The sequence below is a fragment of the Cellulomonas sp. NPDC058312 genome (assembly GCF_042880135.1).
GTDB lineage: Bacteria > Actinomycetota > Actinomycetes > Actinomycetales > Cellulomonadaceae > Cellulomonas.
In genome coordinates, this window is sequence record NZ_JBHVZE010000002.1 from 813,202 (window position 1) to 827,376 (window position 14,175).

General features: G+C 75.6%; 15 protein-coding genes and 1 other RNA gene. 5 read left to right on the forward strand and 11 right to left on the reverse strand.

Features of this window, described 5'->3' with window-relative positions; all coding sequences use genetic code 11:
* Positions 1 to 43: 43 nt before the first annotated feature.
* Entirely contained in the window at positions 44 to 526 is a 483-nt protein-coding gene (locus ACFVXN_RS08245) for a GNAT family N-acetyltransferase (RefSeq protein ID WP_389230092.1), read from the reverse strand.
* Between the two features lie 75 nt (positions 527 to 601).
* Complete coding sequence (locus ACFVXN_RS08250; protein ID WP_389230095.1) at positions 602 to 1,111, reverse strand: ASCH domain-containing protein; 510 nt, start codon at positions 1,109 to 1,111, stop codon at positions 602 to 604.
* A gap of 162 nt (positions 1,112 to 1,273) precedes the next feature.
* On the opposite strand from ACFVXN_RS08250, the gene ACFVXN_RS08255 reads away from it, so the two are divergent.
* Entirely contained in the window at positions 1,274 to 1,471 is a 198-nt protein-coding gene (locus ACFVXN_RS08255) for a hypothetical protein (RefSeq protein WP_389230098.1), read from the forward strand.
* A gap of 35 nt (positions 1,472 to 1,506) precedes the next feature.
* Here ACFVXN_RS08255 and rnpB read toward each other — a convergent pair.
* Positions 1,507 to 1,891: RNase P RNA component class A (rnpB, locus tag ACFVXN_RS08260), an RNA gene on the reverse strand.
* Between the two features lie 61 nt (positions 1,892 to 1,952).
* Complete coding sequence (locus ACFVXN_RS08265) at positions 1,953 to 2,801, reverse strand: hypothetical protein (protein ID WP_389230102.1); 849 nt, start codon at positions 2,799 to 2,801, stop codon at positions 1,953 to 1,955.
* A gap of 59 nt (positions 2,802 to 2,860) precedes the next feature.
* Between ACFVXN_RS08265 and ACFVXN_RS08270 the strand changes: the two genes are divergently transcribed.
* On the forward strand, positions 2,861 to 3,646 hold the full coding sequence (locus ACFVXN_RS08270) for a YaaA family protein (protein WP_389230105.1): 786 nt from the start codon (positions 2,861 to 2,863) through the stop codon (positions 3,644 to 3,646).
* 106 nt (positions 3,647 to 3,752) lie between these two features.
* On the forward strand, positions 3,753 to 5,576 hold the full coding sequence (locus ACFVXN_RS08275) for a threonine/serine exporter ThrE family protein (protein ID WP_389230108.1): 1,824 nt from the start codon (positions 3,753 to 3,755) through the stop codon (positions 5,574 to 5,576).
* A gap of 48 nt (positions 5,577 to 5,624) precedes the next feature.
* Here the strand turns inward: ACFVXN_RS08275 and ACFVXN_RS08280 are convergent, their stop codons facing one another.
* Genes ACFVXN_RS08280 through ACFVXN_RS08295 form a run of 4 tightly spaced genes read right to left on the reverse strand, consistent with a single transcriptional unit; the run spans position 5,625 to position 9,397 of the window.
* Complete coding sequence (locus ACFVXN_RS08280) at positions 5,625 to 6,362, reverse strand: histidine phosphatase family protein (protein ID WP_389230111.1); 738 nt, start codon at positions 6,360 to 6,362, stop codon at positions 5,625 to 5,627.
* Positions 6,362 to 7,102, reverse strand: a complete 741-nt coding sequence (locus ACFVXN_RS08285) for a zinc ribbon domain-containing protein (RefSeq protein ID WP_389230113.1) — start codon at positions 7,100 to 7,102, stop codon at positions 6,362 to 6,364. Before ACFVXN_RS08285 ends, ACFVXN_RS08280 begins: the two co-directional genes overlap by 1 nt.
* Positions 7,099 to 8,322, reverse strand: a complete 1,224-nt coding sequence (locus ACFVXN_RS08290) for a Nif3-like dinuclear metal center hexameric protein (protein WP_389230115.1) — start codon at positions 8,320 to 8,322, stop codon at positions 7,099 to 7,101. The genes ACFVXN_RS08285 and ACFVXN_RS08290 overlap by 4 nt, the downstream gene beginning before the upstream one ends.
* Positions 8,323 to 8,347: 25 nt before the next feature.
* Positions 8,348 to 9,397, reverse strand: a complete 1,050-nt coding sequence (locus tag ACFVXN_RS08295; protein WP_389230118.1) for a zinc-dependent alcohol dehydrogenase family protein — start codon at positions 9,395 to 9,397, stop codon at positions 8,348 to 8,350.
* A 55-nt stretch (positions 9,398 to 9,452) separates the two neighbouring features.
* Here ACFVXN_RS08295 and ACFVXN_RS08300 point away from each other — a divergent pair, with 55 nt between their 5' ends.
* Entirely contained in the window at positions 9,453 to 10,148 is a 696-nt protein-coding gene (locus ACFVXN_RS08300) for an SOS response-associated peptidase (RefSeq protein ID WP_389230121.1), read from the forward strand.
* Positions 10,149 to 10,311: 163 nt separating this feature from the next.
* Here the strand turns inward: ACFVXN_RS08300 and ACFVXN_RS08305 are convergent, their stop codons facing one another.
* Together ACFVXN_RS08305 and ACFVXN_RS08310 are read right to left on the reverse strand one after the other, a co-directional pair.
* Positions 10,312 to 11,151, reverse strand: coding sequence for a siderophore-interacting protein (locus ACFVXN_RS08305; protein ID WP_389230124.1), 840 nt, complete (start codon positions 11,149 to 11,151; stop codon positions 10,312 to 10,314).
* Positions 11,152 to 11,210: 59 nt separating this feature from the next.
* A complete protein-coding gene (locus ACFVXN_RS08310) occupies positions 11,211 to 12,314 on the reverse strand; it encodes a fatty acid desaturase family protein (RefSeq protein WP_389230126.1) in 1,104 nt (367 codons plus the stop codon).
* A 236-nt stretch (positions 12,315 to 12,550) separates the two neighbouring features.
* Between ACFVXN_RS08310 and ACFVXN_RS08315 the strand changes: the two genes are divergently transcribed.
* Positions 12,551 to 12,754: a cold-shock protein gene (locus ACFVXN_RS08315; RefSeq protein WP_213283010.1), complete on the forward strand. Its 204-nt coding sequence runs from the start codon at positions 12,551 to 12,553 to the stop codon at positions 12,752 to 12,754.
* Between the two features lie 88 nt (positions 12,755 to 12,842).
* On the opposite strand, the gene ACFVXN_RS08320 is transcribed toward ACFVXN_RS08315, so the two are convergent.
* On the reverse strand, positions 12,843 to 13,940 hold the full coding sequence (locus tag ACFVXN_RS08320; protein ID WP_389230130.1) for a fatty acid desaturase family protein: 1,098 nt from the start codon (positions 13,938 to 13,940) through the stop codon (positions 12,843 to 12,845).
* Positions 13,941 to 14,175 lie beyond the last annotated feature (235 nt).

The window sequence follows — 14,175 nt, forward strand, 5'->3', positions numbered from 1 at the left end:
CCGACCGACAGTACATGGTCCGCTGTACTGTCGGGAGTCGACCTCAGAGGTCGAGCAGCAGCGTGTCCGACCCGCCCTCGCGGCCGACGACCCGGAACCCGCGCGCCTCGTACATCCGCCGGGCGACGTCGTTCCCGTCCTCCACGCTCAGGCTGACCGCGTCGTACCCGGCACTCCGGAGCTGCGCCAGCAGCGCGTCGAGCACCGCGGCACCGATCCCCCGTCCCCGGTACGGCGCGAGCACACCGAGACCGAGCTCGGGGACGTCCTCGGCGACGAACCCGTACCCCGCCTGCTCAGCCGGCACGACCCGCGCCCACGCCGCACCCACCGGCTCTCCGACCGCGGCCACCGCGACCGTCCCGACGTCCGAGGGCCGCCCCCACCCGGCGAGATGCCGCCGGTGGTCGGGATCCGACCGGACCTGCTCCAGCGTCACCCGCGTCTCCCCGGTCCAGTTGAACGCCGCCACCAGCAGCAGCTCGAGCAGCGGGAGGTCGGACGCGGTCGCCGGTCGCAGGTGCATCCCGGCATCGTGCCGGGCGGGGGCGGGCCGGGCGAGCGATTTCCCCACCGCGCGGCGACGCCCGGTGCGGACGGATCAGTCCGCGGCCTCCGGCGGCCACACCACCCGGAACCGCTCCAGCACGATCTCGTCCTGCTCGCTCCAGGTCGCACCCCGCGCGGCGCAGGTCCGCTCCCAGTAGATGCGGTGCTGGGTGCGCCAGCTCGCGAGGCTCCGGTCGTCCTCGGCCTCGTCGAACGCGAAGTCGGCGTCGACCTCCCGGAACGTCGCGATCCGCAGCTCGACGGTGCGGAGCACCAGCTGCGGGGCGCCGCGCCCGTCGCACGCCACCCAGTGCGCGCCGACCCGCGGCAGCTCCTCGCCGCGGTGCGCGAACTCGTCGACCAGCTCGGCCGTCGCCCGCTTCTGGCCGTGCCGGACGACGCCGAGCAGCTGGTCGCTCAGCTCGACGGAGTCCCCGAACCGGTCGACCACGTACTCGTCGCCCGCGCGCACCACCTCGGGGTGGGCGGCGACGTAGTCCTGCCACATGGCGGTCGCGGCGTCGGTGTCGAGCGGGCCGGGCGGGGTGCGGTGCTGGGTCACGGCGGACAGTCTGGCAGGTGCGACCCGACCGGACCTGCGGAGCCCGCCGGCTGCTCAGAGCACGGCGTCGGGGCGCGCCGGAGGCGGGCGCCACGTCGCCTGGCCTCCAGATGCTGCGCGGATCGTCCACGTCGACAGCGCGCCACGCGGCATGATGAGGAGATGGACCTGCGCCGTGGACGCGTGCTGACCGTGCTGGTGGCCGCCGTGGTCGGTGCCGCCGTCGGTGCCCTGGTGGCCCGGTGGGTGTTCGGCGAGACCGACCTCGCGTCCGTGTGGGTGATCGCGGGTGCGGCCGCCGCAGCATCCGGGGCGGGAGCGTCGAGACGCGCTCGCCGGGTGCGCCGCACGTCGAGCTGACGGCGTCCCTCGGGCGCCCGACGGCGTGACGAGTGCGGATGAGCTGGCCGGTACGCCGGGTTCTGTCCCCGCGCGTGGTTGCCCTCGCGCGGGTGGCGGCCATCCATCTACGACGTACGTTGCCGCACGCCTCCAGCGACCTACCCGGGAGCTCGGGCGAGCAGCCCTCGAACGCTCCCTGTCTGGTCTTGCTCCGGGTGGGGTTTACCTAGCCGCACCGGTCGCCCGGCACGCTGGTGGTCTCTTACACCACCGTTTCACCCTGACCGACCTCGGCCCGAGGGTCGTGGTCGGCGGTCTGTTCTCTGTGGCACTGTCCCGCGGGTCACCCCGGGTGGGTGTTACCCACCACCCTGCTCTACGGAGCCCGGACGTTCCTCGGCGAGCCCGAGGGCTCGACGCGGCCGCCTGGCCAGCTCATCCGCGCCGGTCAGACTACACGCCCGCGCACGCCCCTCGGCGGGTCCGGGTCAGGTCCGGGTCAGGTCTCCGTCAGGCGGTAGTGCAGGCGCAGCACGGGGAGCGGGCCGAGGTCGAGCCGGTGGTCGGTCCGGAGCACCCCCTCGGCGTCGAGCAGCACGTGGAACTCCTCGTGCACCGGGATGCGCCGCGCCCGGACCCGCCGCGGGCCCTCCACCACCAGGTACGCGCCGGGCTCCCCCCAGGCACCGGGGCCCGAGGTCAGCAGGAGCGAGCCGTCGGGCCGCGCGACGGGCCGGAGCAGGACCACCAGCCGACCCGCGGGCAGCGGGAACGCGACCCGGACCGCGGGTTCACCGGAGCCGGGGAGGGTGACGACCCCGTACAGGCCGCTGAACACGATCCGCCCGGTGCGCCGCAGGCGGCGCAGCCACAGGGCCCCGACCTGCTCGCCGTCCCGGGTCAGCGGGGTCACCGCGCTGGACATGCCGTGCGCGAGGTCGAGCGAGCGCATCGGCAGCGCCAGCTGGTCGAGCCGGCGGGCGAACAGCGCCGCGACAGCCCAGCCGAACGGCCACGCCCACGGCGCCCACCCGACCCAGGCGTCGAGCCGCCACCGGCTGGTCCGCTCGTAGAACCGGCGGACCGGGTCCGCGAGCGCCTCGGCGGCGAACCCGGGCCGGTCGAGCGCCGCCATCGACGCGAGCAGCCCGCGGTCGGGACCCGAGCCGTCGGTGGCGGGAGCGACCGTCGCTCCGAGGCGCGCGCCCTCGGCGGCGAGCCAGTCGGCGCCGACGTGGGTGGCGTCGCCCACCGGGCCCTGGAGCCACGGTGTCCGGGCCAGGTCGACGGTGCGTCCCGTCACGCGGACCCAGAGCCGCGTGGTCGCATCGAGCAGGCTCGCGGTCACGGGTCCGATCCTCACACGTCCGGCGGGCGCCGCGGGCGGGTTCGCCTACAGTGCAGCCCGTGCTGATCCTGCTCCCCCCGTCCGAGGGCAAGACCGCGCCGGTGCGCGGCGACGCCCTCGACCTGGCGTCCCTGTCCTCCCCCGCGCTGGGTCCGACCCGCGAGGCGGTGCTCGACGCGCTGGTCGCGGCGAGCGCGCGGCCGGACGCGGTGGACGTGCTGGGGGTGGGCGCGGGGATCGCCGACGAGGTGGCCCGGAACCTGGACCTGCGCACCGCCCCGACGGCGCAGGCGCGACACGTGTACACCGGCGTCCTGTACGCGGCGGCGGGGCTGGACCGGCTGACGCCGACCGCGCGGCGCCGGGCCGCGGACGCGGTGCGGGTGGTCTCGGGGCTCTGGGGCCTGGTGGGCCCGGAGGACCGCATCCCGGCGTACCGGTTGTCGATGGGCGTGGACCTGCCGGGGGTCGGGCCGCTGGCGGCGGCGTGGCGCGAGCCGCTGCGCGAGGTGCTGGACGCACGCGCCGCGTCGGGCGAGCTGGTCGTGGACTGCCGCTCGGCCACGTACCTGGCCGCGTGGCGGCCGGAGCGCGCGGCGCAGCGGTCGTGGGTGCAGGTGCGGGTGCTGCGGGAGGTCGCCGGGCGGCGCTCCGTCGTGTCGCACCACGCCAAGCACACCCGTGGCGTCCTGACCCGGCACCTGGTGTCCCGCCGCGGGAACGCCCCGACGACGCCGCGGGACCTGGCGCGGGTCGCCGGGGAGCTGGTCGGCACGGAGCTGCTCGCGGTCGAGCTCGACACCCCCGCCGCCGGCCCCGCGACGCTCTCGCTCGTCGTGGCCTGACCCCCGACCGGGCGGCCGCTCGACGTCTCGCCGGTTACGGTGGTCGGCAGACGCGCCGCACGACCGGTCGCGGACCCACCTCGAGCACCACGCAGGGAGCAGCGGCATGCGACGGAACGGCGCCGCACGGGGCGCGGCGGTGCTCCTGGTCCTGCTGCTCGCCCTCGCGGGGGTCCTGGGTGCCCTCGGTGCGGCCGGTGCCCGCGCGAGCGTCACCGACGACCAGCTCGTCGTCCCGGAGGCGCCCGCCGCGTCCCCGTCGCCGACGCCCAGCGCGGTCCCGTCCCCCGCCCCGAGCCGTACCCCGGCGCAGCCGGCGCCCTCGGCCACCGCGGTGCCGCAGCCGCAGCCGCAGCCGTCCGCGTCGGCCAGCAGCGCGCCGACCGCGACGCCCGAGCCGGCACCGTCACCGACGCCGAGCAGCACGACCACCCCGGCGCCGACCGACGACGCCTCCGGCGGCACCGGCACCGGCCCCCGCCGGTTCAGCACCCCGCCGGTCGTGACGACCACGTCCGTCCCCTGGGCCCAGGTGCTGGCGGCACTGGGTGTCGTCGTCGCGGCCGCCGTCGCGGTCGTCGTCGTGAGCGCCCGCCGGTCCCGCTCCGACGACCCGGTGCCGGCCACCACCGCCGGCACCGGCGACGACGCCACGCCCGCGGACGTGCTGCGCCTGCTGGTGGTCGCCGGCGAGGCGATGATCGACGCCGGCCACACCGTCTCCTCCGTCGCGGACACCCTCGAGGACGTCGCGACCGCGCACGGCGTCGTGGGCGTCGAGACGGTGGTGCTGCCCACGGCGCTGCTCGTGTCGGTGCCGGACGGCTCGTCGGTCGCGACCGCCGTGGTGTCGACCGGGCGTCGCCCGCTGCTGCTGCACCAGGTCGACGAGCTCGCCGACGTCCTGCACGACGCGACCACCGGCGACGCCACGCCCGCCGACACGACCGCGCGGATCGCGTTCCTGCGGGCCGGCGCGCCCCCGTTCGGCACCCTGGCGCGGCTCGGCGGCTACCTCATGCTGTCGGTCGGCCTGGCGGCCCTGCTCGGCGGCTCGTGGGTGGACCTGCTGGTCGCCGGGGCGCTCGGGCTCGCCGTCGGCGCGTCCCAGCTCGCGGTCGGGGCGATGCCGACGGGCGTCGAGGTCGTGATGACCGTCGCGTCCGCGTTCGCGGTGTCGGGCGCCGTGCTGCTGCTCGCCCGGGTGGTCCCCGACCTCGGCGTGCTGCCGGCGCTCGTCGCCCCGCTGGCGCTGTTCCTGCCCGGCGGGCTGCTCACCACCGGGGTGATCGAGCTGGCGACCGGGCAGATGCTCTCCGGCGCCGGCCGGGTCGCGGCGGGGACGATGCAGCTGGTCGTGCTGGCCGGGGGGATCATCGCCGCGGCCGCCCTCGTCGGCGTCCCGGCGGTGGACCTCGGCAGCGGGAGCCAGGCCCTCGGGCCGGTGGCCCCGTGGCTGGGGGTGGCGCTGTTCGGCGCGGGGACGGTCGTCTACCGGTGCGGCCGGCCCCGGACGATCGGCTGGGTGGTCCTGGTGCTGACCGTCGCGTACGGCGCGCAGGTGGTCGGCGGCGCGTTCCTCGGCGGGGTGCTGTCCGCGCTGGTCGGGGCGCTCGCGATGACGCCGGTCGCGCTGACGGTCGCGCGGTTCCCGTCCGGGCCGTCGCCGCTGGCGTCGTTCCTGCCGGCGTTCTGGATGCTGGTGCCCGGGACGCTCGGCCTCGTGGGTGTGACCAGCCTGCTGGAGGGCGACTCGAGCGGGCTGTCCACGCTGGTCACCACGGCCGCGACGATGGTCGCGATCGCCCTGGGCGTCGTCATCGGGCTGGCCGCCGCACGCGCCCTGCCCGGTCACGCCCGGCAGCGCTGGTCCGGCGGCGGGGTGCCCGGCGTGCGGGTGCCGGCGAGGCCGGTCGACCCGCCGGTCTGACGGGCCCGGCCGGCGCCGGCGCCGGCGCCGCGCGGGCGCGGGCGCGGGTCAGCCTCGCGCGGCCCAGCCCTCGCTGGGGGCCCCGGCCACCGCGACCTCGTCGCGCTTGTCCTCGAACAGCCGGACGATGCTCACCGACGCGGGCGCGACCCGGAGCTGGCTCCACGACCCGGGCTGCGCGCCCATCGTGCGGCCCAGCGCGGCGCGGATCGCCACGGCGTGCGACACGACGACCACGGTGCGGTCGGTGCCGGCGGCGAGCAGCGCGTCGAGGCCGGCGCCGATGCGGACGCCGACGTCGGCGATCGACTCGCCCCCGCCGTCGGGTCGCACGTCGGCGCGGGTGTGCCACGGCTCGAGCTGCCCGGGCCACCGGGCGTCGATCTCCTCCGCGGTGAGCCCCTGCCAGGCGCCGAAGTCGGCCTCCTGGAACGCCGCGTCGACCCGCGGGGCGAGTCCGAGCCGCTCGCCGATGACGGTGGCGGTCTCCTGCGTACGGACCATCGGCGACGCGATCAGCTCGGTGGGGAACGGCACGTCGCCCCACAGGTCGTGCCCGACGCGGCGGACGAGCTCCGCGGCCGCGGCGGCCTGCGCGCGCCCGTGGTCGGTCAGCGACGGGCCCGGCTCGGACGAGCCCGAGTAGCCGCGGGACACGGTCATCTCGGTCTGGCCGTGGCGGACCAGGATGACGGTGACCGGCTGGGCGTCGTCGAACCGCGGTGCTGCGCCGGACGGGCGCTCCCGCCGCGGCGCGCGGGCGTCGGCCGGACCGTCGGCGGCCATCAGAACGCGTCCTCGCCGCGGACCAGGATCCGGCCCGAGTCCTCGCAGTACACGATCTCGTCCTCCGGGGTGGCCTTGATCTTCGCGAGCTCGGTGCCGGGGACCGGCATGCCGCTGCCCTCGGACCGGCCGCGGCGCAGGGCGGCGACGGCGACGCCGCCGAGGCGACCGCGCAGCCTGTCGTAGAGCGCGAGCAGCTTGTCGTCCAGCGGCTCGGCCATCGCCACGCGCTCGGCCCGGACCTGCTGCGCCTGCTGCGTCAGCACCGCGATCTCGGCGTCGCGCTCCGCCTCGACGGCCGCGCGGTCGTTCAGCAGCGCGGCGTGCGCGGTGGTCAGCTCGGCCAGTGTGCCCTCGTGGGCCTCCAGCCGCTCCATCACCTCGAGCTCGACCTCCTCGAGGTCGCCCTGCCGCTTGCCGAGGGACACGAGCTCGCTCTGCAGCGCCTGCAGGTCGTTGGCCGAGCCGGCGCCCGAGTCGAGCCGCGCCTGGTCGCGGGCGGCGCGGTCGCGGACCTGCTGCACGTCGGACTCGGCCTTCGCGAGCTCGCGGCGCAGGTCGCCGACGGCGGTCCGGGACGCGGCGATCGCGGTGTCGAGGTCCGCCATCCGGCCGCTGAGCTCGGTGATCCGGGCGTGCTGCGGCAGCGTCCGCGCCTTGTGGGTGAGCTGGTCGAGCTTGGTGTCCAGCGCCTGCAGGTCGAGCAGGCGCTTCTGGTCCTGCGGGGTGGCCTTGGTCACGAGGGGTGTCCTTCCGACGGGTCGAGGGGCGCTCGGCTCGGGACGCGGCCGGTCCACGGATCGGTGCGCAGGGTGCTGACGCGGGTCTCCACCGTAGTGCCGTGCGCGGCGAGGTCGGCGCGCAGGTGGTCCGCCGCCCCGGTCAGCCACGGCCACTCGGAGGCGAAGTGGGCGGCGTCCACCAGGTAGGGCGGGCTGGCGGCCGTGCCGCGGGCCTCGAACTCGGCCCGCTCGCGCAGCTCGGAGGCCGGGTGGTGGCGCAGGTCGGCGGTGAGGTAGGCGTCGACGCCGGCGGACCGCACCGCGTCGAACAGGGAGTCGCCGGAGCCGCCGACGACCGCCACGGTCCGCACCGTCGCGTCCGGCGGCCCGGCGAACCGGATGCCCTGCTCGGTGGCGGGCAGCACGGCGGCCACCCGCTCGGCGAACGCGCGCAGCGGCAGCGGCTCGGCGAGGTGCCCGACCCGCCCGGTGCCGGTCGGGCCGTCCCACCGGGCCAGCTCCAGGACGTCGAACGCCGGCTCCTCGTACGGGTGCGCGGCACGCAGCGCGGCGACGACGGCAGCGCGCGACCGCCGCGGGGCGATCATCTCGACGCGGGCCTCGACGACGCGGGCGACCGCTCCGGGCGTGCCGATCGCGGGCCGCGCGTCCGGGCCGGGCGTGAACGTGCCCTCGCCCGTCGACGTCCACGCGCACCGGGCGTACTCCCCCAGCGCGCCCGCGCCGGCGGCGGCGAGCGCGTCGACCAGCCGCTCCGCGTCGCCGGCGGGGACGAACACCACGTGCTTGTCCAGCGCCTCGGCGGGCGCGGGCACCAGCGGCCGCAGGCCCTCGAGCCCGACCAGCCGGGCCAGGGCGTCGGCCACGCCGCCGGCGGCCGCGTCCGCGTTGGTGTGCGCGGTGTACAGCGCGATCCCGGCGCGGACCAGCCGGTGCAGCAGCGCGCCCTTCGCGGACGTGGCCGCGACCGAGTGGACCCCACGCAGCAGCAGCGGGTGGTGCACGACCACCAGGTCCGCGCCCCAGGCCACCGCCTCGTCCACGACCGACGCCAGCGGGTCGACCGCCAGCAGGACGCGGCGCACGGGCTGGTCCGGGTCGCCGGTGACGAGGCCGACACGGTCCCAGGACTCGGCCGTGCCCGGCGGGTAGCGGCGGTCGAGCAGCCGCACGACGTCGGCCAGCGTGGCGACGGGACCGCGGGTGTCAGGGCTCACGGGGCGAACCTACCGGGCGCGCCGCTCAGGGCAGCAGCATCGACTTGATCGCGCGGCGCTCGTCCATCGCGGCGTACGCCTCGGCGACGTCGTCCAGGCCGAGGACCAGGTCGAACACCTTGCCGGGCCGGATCGCGCCGGACCAGACCTCGTCGGCGAGCTCCTCGATGTACGCGCGCACCGGGGCCATCCCGCCGCGGACGCCGACGTTCGTGGCGAACAGCTGGCGCACCGGCAGCTCCGGCCCGCCCGCGGGGACGCCGACGAAGCCGACCTGCCCGCCGGGGCGTGCGGTGTCGAGCGCCTGCTGCATCGACTCCTTGGTGCCGACGCACTCCAGCACGTGGTCCGCGCCGACGCCGCCCAGCAGGTCCCGCACCGCCGCGGCGCCCTCGTCGCCGCGCTCCTCGACGACGTCGGTCGCGCCGCACTCGCGCGCCAGGGCCTGCCGGGACGCGTGCCGGGAGAGGGCGATCACGCGCTCGGCGCCCAGCCGGTGGGCGGCGATCACCGCGCACAGGCCCACGGCACCGTCGCCGACGACCGCCACGGTCGACCCCGGCCGGACCCCCGCGGACACGGCCGCGTGGTGCCCGGTGCCCATCACGTCGGTCAGCGAGAGCACGCCCGGCAGCAGGTCGGCGTCCGGGTGCTCGCGCATCGCGACCAGCGTCCCGTCCGCCAGCGGCACCCGCACGTACTCGCCCTGGCCGGCATCGGTGAACACGCCCTCGGCGTCGTCCCCGCCCCAGCCGCTGCCGTGCTCGCAGGACGTCGGGAACCCGTTCCGGCAGTGCACGCAGGTGCCGTCGGACACCGTGAACGGCGCGACCACGAACTGCCCCGGGCGCAGGGTCCGCACGTCGGCGCCGACCTCCTCGACCACGCCGACGAACTCGTGCCCGATCCGGCGCGGCCGCTCGGTGGGCCGCACCCCCCGGTAGGGCCACAGGTCGGACCCGCACACGCAGGACGCCACCACCCGCACGACGGCGTCGGTCGGCCGCTGGATCGTGGGGTCGGGGACCTCCTCGAGGCGGATGTCGCGGGGGCCGTGGATCAGAGTCGCTCGCACCCCGGCAGCCTACGACCGCTGGCCCGCCGGGCGCGCGGGGCCGACACTGTGCTGCATGTGTGGCCGCTACGCGCAGACCCGCGCCGCCGACGAGCTCGAGCGGGACCTCGTGGTCGACCGGATCCTCGGCGAGCACCGGGGTCCGTCCTGGAACGTCGCCCCCACCCAGGACGTGCCCGTCGTGCTGGAACGGGTGGAGGACGACGGTCCGCAGCGCCAGCTGCGCACCGCCCGCTGGGGGCTGGTGCCGTCCTGGGCGAAGGACGTGTCGATCGGGTCGCGGATGATCAACGCGCGCTCGGAGACCGTGCTCGACAAGCCGGCGTTCCGGAAGGCCGCCGCGCGGCGCCGGGCGCTGGTGCCGATGGACGGCTACTACGAGTGGCAGGCGAACGACCACGGCCCGAAGACGCCGTACTACCTGCACGGCGCGGAGCCGCTGGCCGCCGCGGGCCTGTACGAGCTGTGGCGGGACCACGCCAAGGCCGACGACGACCCGACCCGCTGGCTGTGGACCGTCACGATCATCACCCGCCCCGCGACGGACGCCCTCGGGCACATCCACGACCGCTGCCCGGTGCTGCTGCCCCGCGACCTCTGGGACGGCTGGCTGGACCCGACGGTGACGGCGCCCGACGAGGTCGGCGCGATGCTCGCGCACGTCCCCGAGCCGCACCTGACCCCGCGCGAGGTGGGCCGCGCCGTCGGCAACGTCGCGAACGACCGCCCGGACCTCATCGCCCCGGTCTGACCCGAGGCTCCGACCCGCTGCCCTGCCCCCTTCCGCGCCGAGGGCCCGACGAGTGGTCACGACACGCTGGTCCCGGGGCCGTCCGACCCGCGTGTCGTGACCTCTCGTCGAACCGCGCGGGGCGCGGCAGGGCGGCGCGGGGCGCGGGAGGGGCGGCGCGGCGTCAGGCGGCGGCGCGGGTGCGGGCGGCCTTCCAGTAGCCGCAGAACGCGATGTCCCGCTTCGGCACACCGCCCGCGACCCAGTGCCGGCGCGCGCCGGCGACGAGGGACTGCTCCCCCACGACCCACGCGGTCACCGGGCCGGTCGACGCGGGCAGCGCCTCGACAACGGCCAGCGCGGCGGGGCCGGCGACGGCGTGCGGGTCGTCGCGGACCACCCAGCGCACGTCGACCCCGGGCGGCCCGGCGAGCTCCTGCCGGTCGTCGGCGTGCGCGACCTCGACCACGGCGATCCCGCGGGTGTGCGGCGGCAGCGACGCCAGCACCCCGGCGACCGCGGGCAGCCCGGTCTCGTCGGCGACCAGCAGCACGTCGTCGTGCGCCGCGGCGGGGAAGGTCGTCCCCTCGTCGAGGACCGCCACCGCATCGCCGGGCGCGCAGGTCTGCGACCAGGTCGCCGCGGGGCCGGAGGTGCCGTCCGCCACCGAGCCGTGCACCACGAAGTCGACGTCGAGCTCGGGGCCCTGGGGCCCGTCGGGACGGTGGGCGCGCACCGTGTAGTTCCGCAGCACCGGGCGCCGGGTCCGCGCGATCGTCAGGTACCGGAGGTACGCGAGCGTGTCGAGGCGCTGAGGCAGCCGCGCCAGGTCGGCCTCGTCGGCGACGGGGATGAACAGCCGGAACCACTGGTCGAACCCCATCGGGCGGAACCGCGCGATGTCACCGCCGCCGAGGGTCACGCGCACGAACCCGGTGGACAGCCGCTGCGTCCGCAGCACGTGCAGCGTCAGCAGCTCCGACACCTCGGGCTTGCGGCGGGTGCTGTCGTCCTGGCGTGCCACGGGTCCTCCGGCGATCGGTGAGGTGAGCCTTACCTGACCGCCGGACCGTACCAGCCCGGTCACACGCGCCGGAAGCGCTCCACCATCGGGCAGTCGAACGGGTCGCGCGCGGAGAGCCCGACCTCGTTGAGGTACCGCACGACGATCCCGTAGGACCGCAGCAGCGTGGTCTCGGTGTACGGCACCCCGTGCGCCCGGCAGTGGTCGCGGACGATCTCGGCGGCCCGCGCGAGGTGCGGGCGCGGCATGCTCGGGAACAGGTGGTGCTCGACCTGGTAGTTCAGCCCGCCGAGCAGCGTGCTCATCCACGTGCCGCCGAGGATGTTGCGCGACGTCAGCACCTGCTTGGAGAAGAAGTCCAGCCTGCTGTCGGCCGGCACGATCGGCATCCCCTTGTGGTTCGGCGCGAACGACGCGCCCATGTAGACGCCGAACACCGCGAGCTGCACCCCGAGGAACGCGAGCCCGAGCCCCAGCGGCAGGAACCACAGCACCGCCGCGACGTACAGCGACAGGCGCAGCGCGAGCACCACGAGCTCGCGGACCTGCGCGCTGCGGCCGCCGTCGCGGGTCGGGTCGCTCGTCAGCGTCGACCGCACGGACGTGACGTGCAGGTTCAGGCCCTCGAGGAGCAGCAGCGGGAAGAACGCCCAGCCCTGCACCCGCGCGAACGCCGCGCGCAGGCCCGTGCGGGTCGCCGCGGCGTCGGGGTGGAACGCCAGCGCCTCCATGTCGATGTCCGGGTCCTTGCCGACGCGGTTCGGGTTGGCGTGGTGGCGGTTGTGCTTCGACACCCACCAGGAGTGCGACACGCCGACGACGCCGTTCGCGAGCACCCGGCCGAGCCGGTCGTTCGCGGGACCGGTGGCGAGCACCTGGCGGTGCGAGGCCTCGTGCGCGACGAAGGCGAACTGGGTCAGGACGACGCCGAGCCCCGCCGCGACGAGCAGCTGGTACCAGGAGTCCCCGATCGCCACGAACGCGACGACGAGACCGGCCAGCAGCACCCCGAGGACGACCAGCAGACCGACGTAGAACCGGGGCGTGCGGTCGAGCAGACCCTCGGCGCGCACCTGCGCGGACAGCTCCTGGTACGAGGCGACGACGGCGTTGGGCCGGCGCTGCACGGGGACGTCGTCGGTCACGGCGGGCGTGGTGGTCACAGGCGCTCCGGCGTCAGTGGTGGCGGCCGAGCGGGGGCCCGCTGCGGATGCCGCCACAGTACGGGTCCGGCCGAGCCCCCGACGGACCCTCTCGCATGTCGGGCCCAAACCGGGCTATCCTGTACGGGTAGTCGCAGTGCTTGAGTCTTCGATCGCCCGTTCGGGCGACGGACGAAACCCCACCGTGAATACCGGTCCTGGGTCGTCTGGGGTCGTACCTACCTGAAGGAGCTCACATGGCTACCGGAACTGTGAAGTGGTTCAACGCTGAGAAGGGCTTCGGCTTCATCGCCCCCGACGGCGACGGCCCGGACGTCTTCGCCCACTACTCGGCGATCACGACGAGCGGCTACCGCTCCCTCGACGAGGGCCAGAAGGTCCAGTTCGAGGTCACGCAGGGCCCCAAGGGCCCGCAGGCGTCGGAGATCACGCCGCTCTGATCTGAGCGCCGTCCTCACAAGAGCCCCCCACGACCTCGGTCGTTGGGGGGCTCTTGCGTACCCGGGTGGCCCGGGGGCGGACGCCGGGTCAGACGTTGCGGAACTGCCGGACCATCGGGCAGTCGAACGGGTCGCGCGCCGCGAGGCCGACCTCGTTGAGGTACCGCACGACGATCCGGTACGAGTTCACCAGGGTCGTCTCCGTGTACGGCACGCCGTGCGTGCGGCAGTGGTCCCGGACGATCTCCCGGGCGCGGACCAGGTGCGGGCGCGGCATGCTCGGGAACAGGTGGTGCTCGATCTGGAAGTTCAGGCCGCCCATGAGCAGGCTCATCCACCGGCCGCCGAGGATGTTCCGCGAGGTCAGCACCTGCTTGGACAGGAAGTCGATCTTGCTGTCGGCGGGGATGATCTTCATGCCCTTGTGGTTCGGCGCGAACGACGCGCCCATGTAGACGCCGAACACGGCGAGCTGCACGCCGAGGAACGCGAAGCCGAGCCCGAGCGGCAGGAACCACAGCACCACGAACACGTAGACGCTCAGGCGCACGGCCAGGACCGCCAGCTCCAGGACGCGCTCGCGCGTGCGGCCGTCCTTCGGCGCCTCGCGGCCGACGAGCGACCGGATCGACGTGAGGTGCAGGTTCACGCCCTCGAGCAGCAGCAGCGGGAAGAACGCCCAGCCCTGCACCCGGGTCAGCGCGGCCATGAGGCCGGTGCGGGTCGCCGCGGACTCCGGGAGGAACGAGACGGTGTCCATCTCGATGTCCGGGTCCTTGCCGATGCGGTTCGGGTTCGCGTGGTGCCGGCTGTGCTTGGACATCCACCACGAGTGGCTGATCCCGACGACGCCGTTGGCGAGGACCCGCCCGAGCCGGTCGTTCGCGCGCCCGGACCGCAGCACCTGCCGGTGCGACGCCTCGTGGGCGACGAACGCGAACTGCGTGAACAGCAGACCCAGCCCACCCGCGATCAGCAGCTGGAACCACGAGTCGCCGAGCAGCACGAACCCGGCGACGGCACCGGCCATCAGCAGGCCCAGCACGACCATCAGCCCGACGTAGAACCCGTGGGTCCGGTCGAGGAGGCCCTCCTCGCGCACGCTGGCGGAGAGCTGCTGGTAGCTGCCGGTTGCCGCCTCCTGGCGGGGACGACGGGGGGCGACGGTCGTGGCGGTGGGGGGCACTAGCACGCTCCTGCGGGGAGTCGGTTCGACTTCCCAGCCGGGGTGGTGAGCGGACGCTCGGCCGTGCGGATACCCCTACCCTACGGTGCCGTAGGTCCGGGCGTCGGGTGATCTCACGGACGCGCCCGGCGGCGGCGCCCGAGCCGGGGTTTGACGGGACCCTGCGCCCGCCCGTAGAACTGGTCCTCACCAGGGTTGTCACTGAGCGAGATCAGGCAAGACCTGAGGATCCGGC

What these genes read in the sequence shown, in the direction of transcription:
- ACFVXN_RS08255 (WP_389230098.1), top strand. Translation starts at nt 1,274, where the DNA reads ATGGACCTGCGCCGTGGACGCGTGCTGACCGTGCTGGTGGCCGCCGTG.
- ACFVXN_RS08245 (WP_389230092.1), bottom strand. Translation starts at nt 526, where the DNA reads ATGCACCTGCGACCGGCGACCGCGTCCGACCTCCCGCTGCTCGAGCTG.
- ACFVXN_RS08280 (WP_389230111.1), bottom strand. Translation starts at nt 6,362, where the DNA reads ATGGCCGCCGACGGTCCGGCCGACGCCCGCGCGCCGCGGCGGGAGCGC.
- ACFVXN_RS08315 (WP_213283010.1), top strand. Translation starts at nt 12,551, where the DNA reads ATGGCTACCGGAACTGTGAAGTGGTTCAACGCTGAGAAGGGCTTCGGC.
- ACFVXN_RS08300 (WP_389230121.1), top strand. Translation starts at nt 9,453, where the DNA reads ATGTGTGGCCGCTACGCGCAGACCCGCGCCGCCGACGAGCTCGAGCGG.
- ACFVXN_RS08275 (WP_389230108.1), top strand. Translation starts at nt 3,753, where the DNA reads ATGCGACGGAACGGCGCCGCACGGGGCGCGGCGGTGCTCCTGGTCCTG.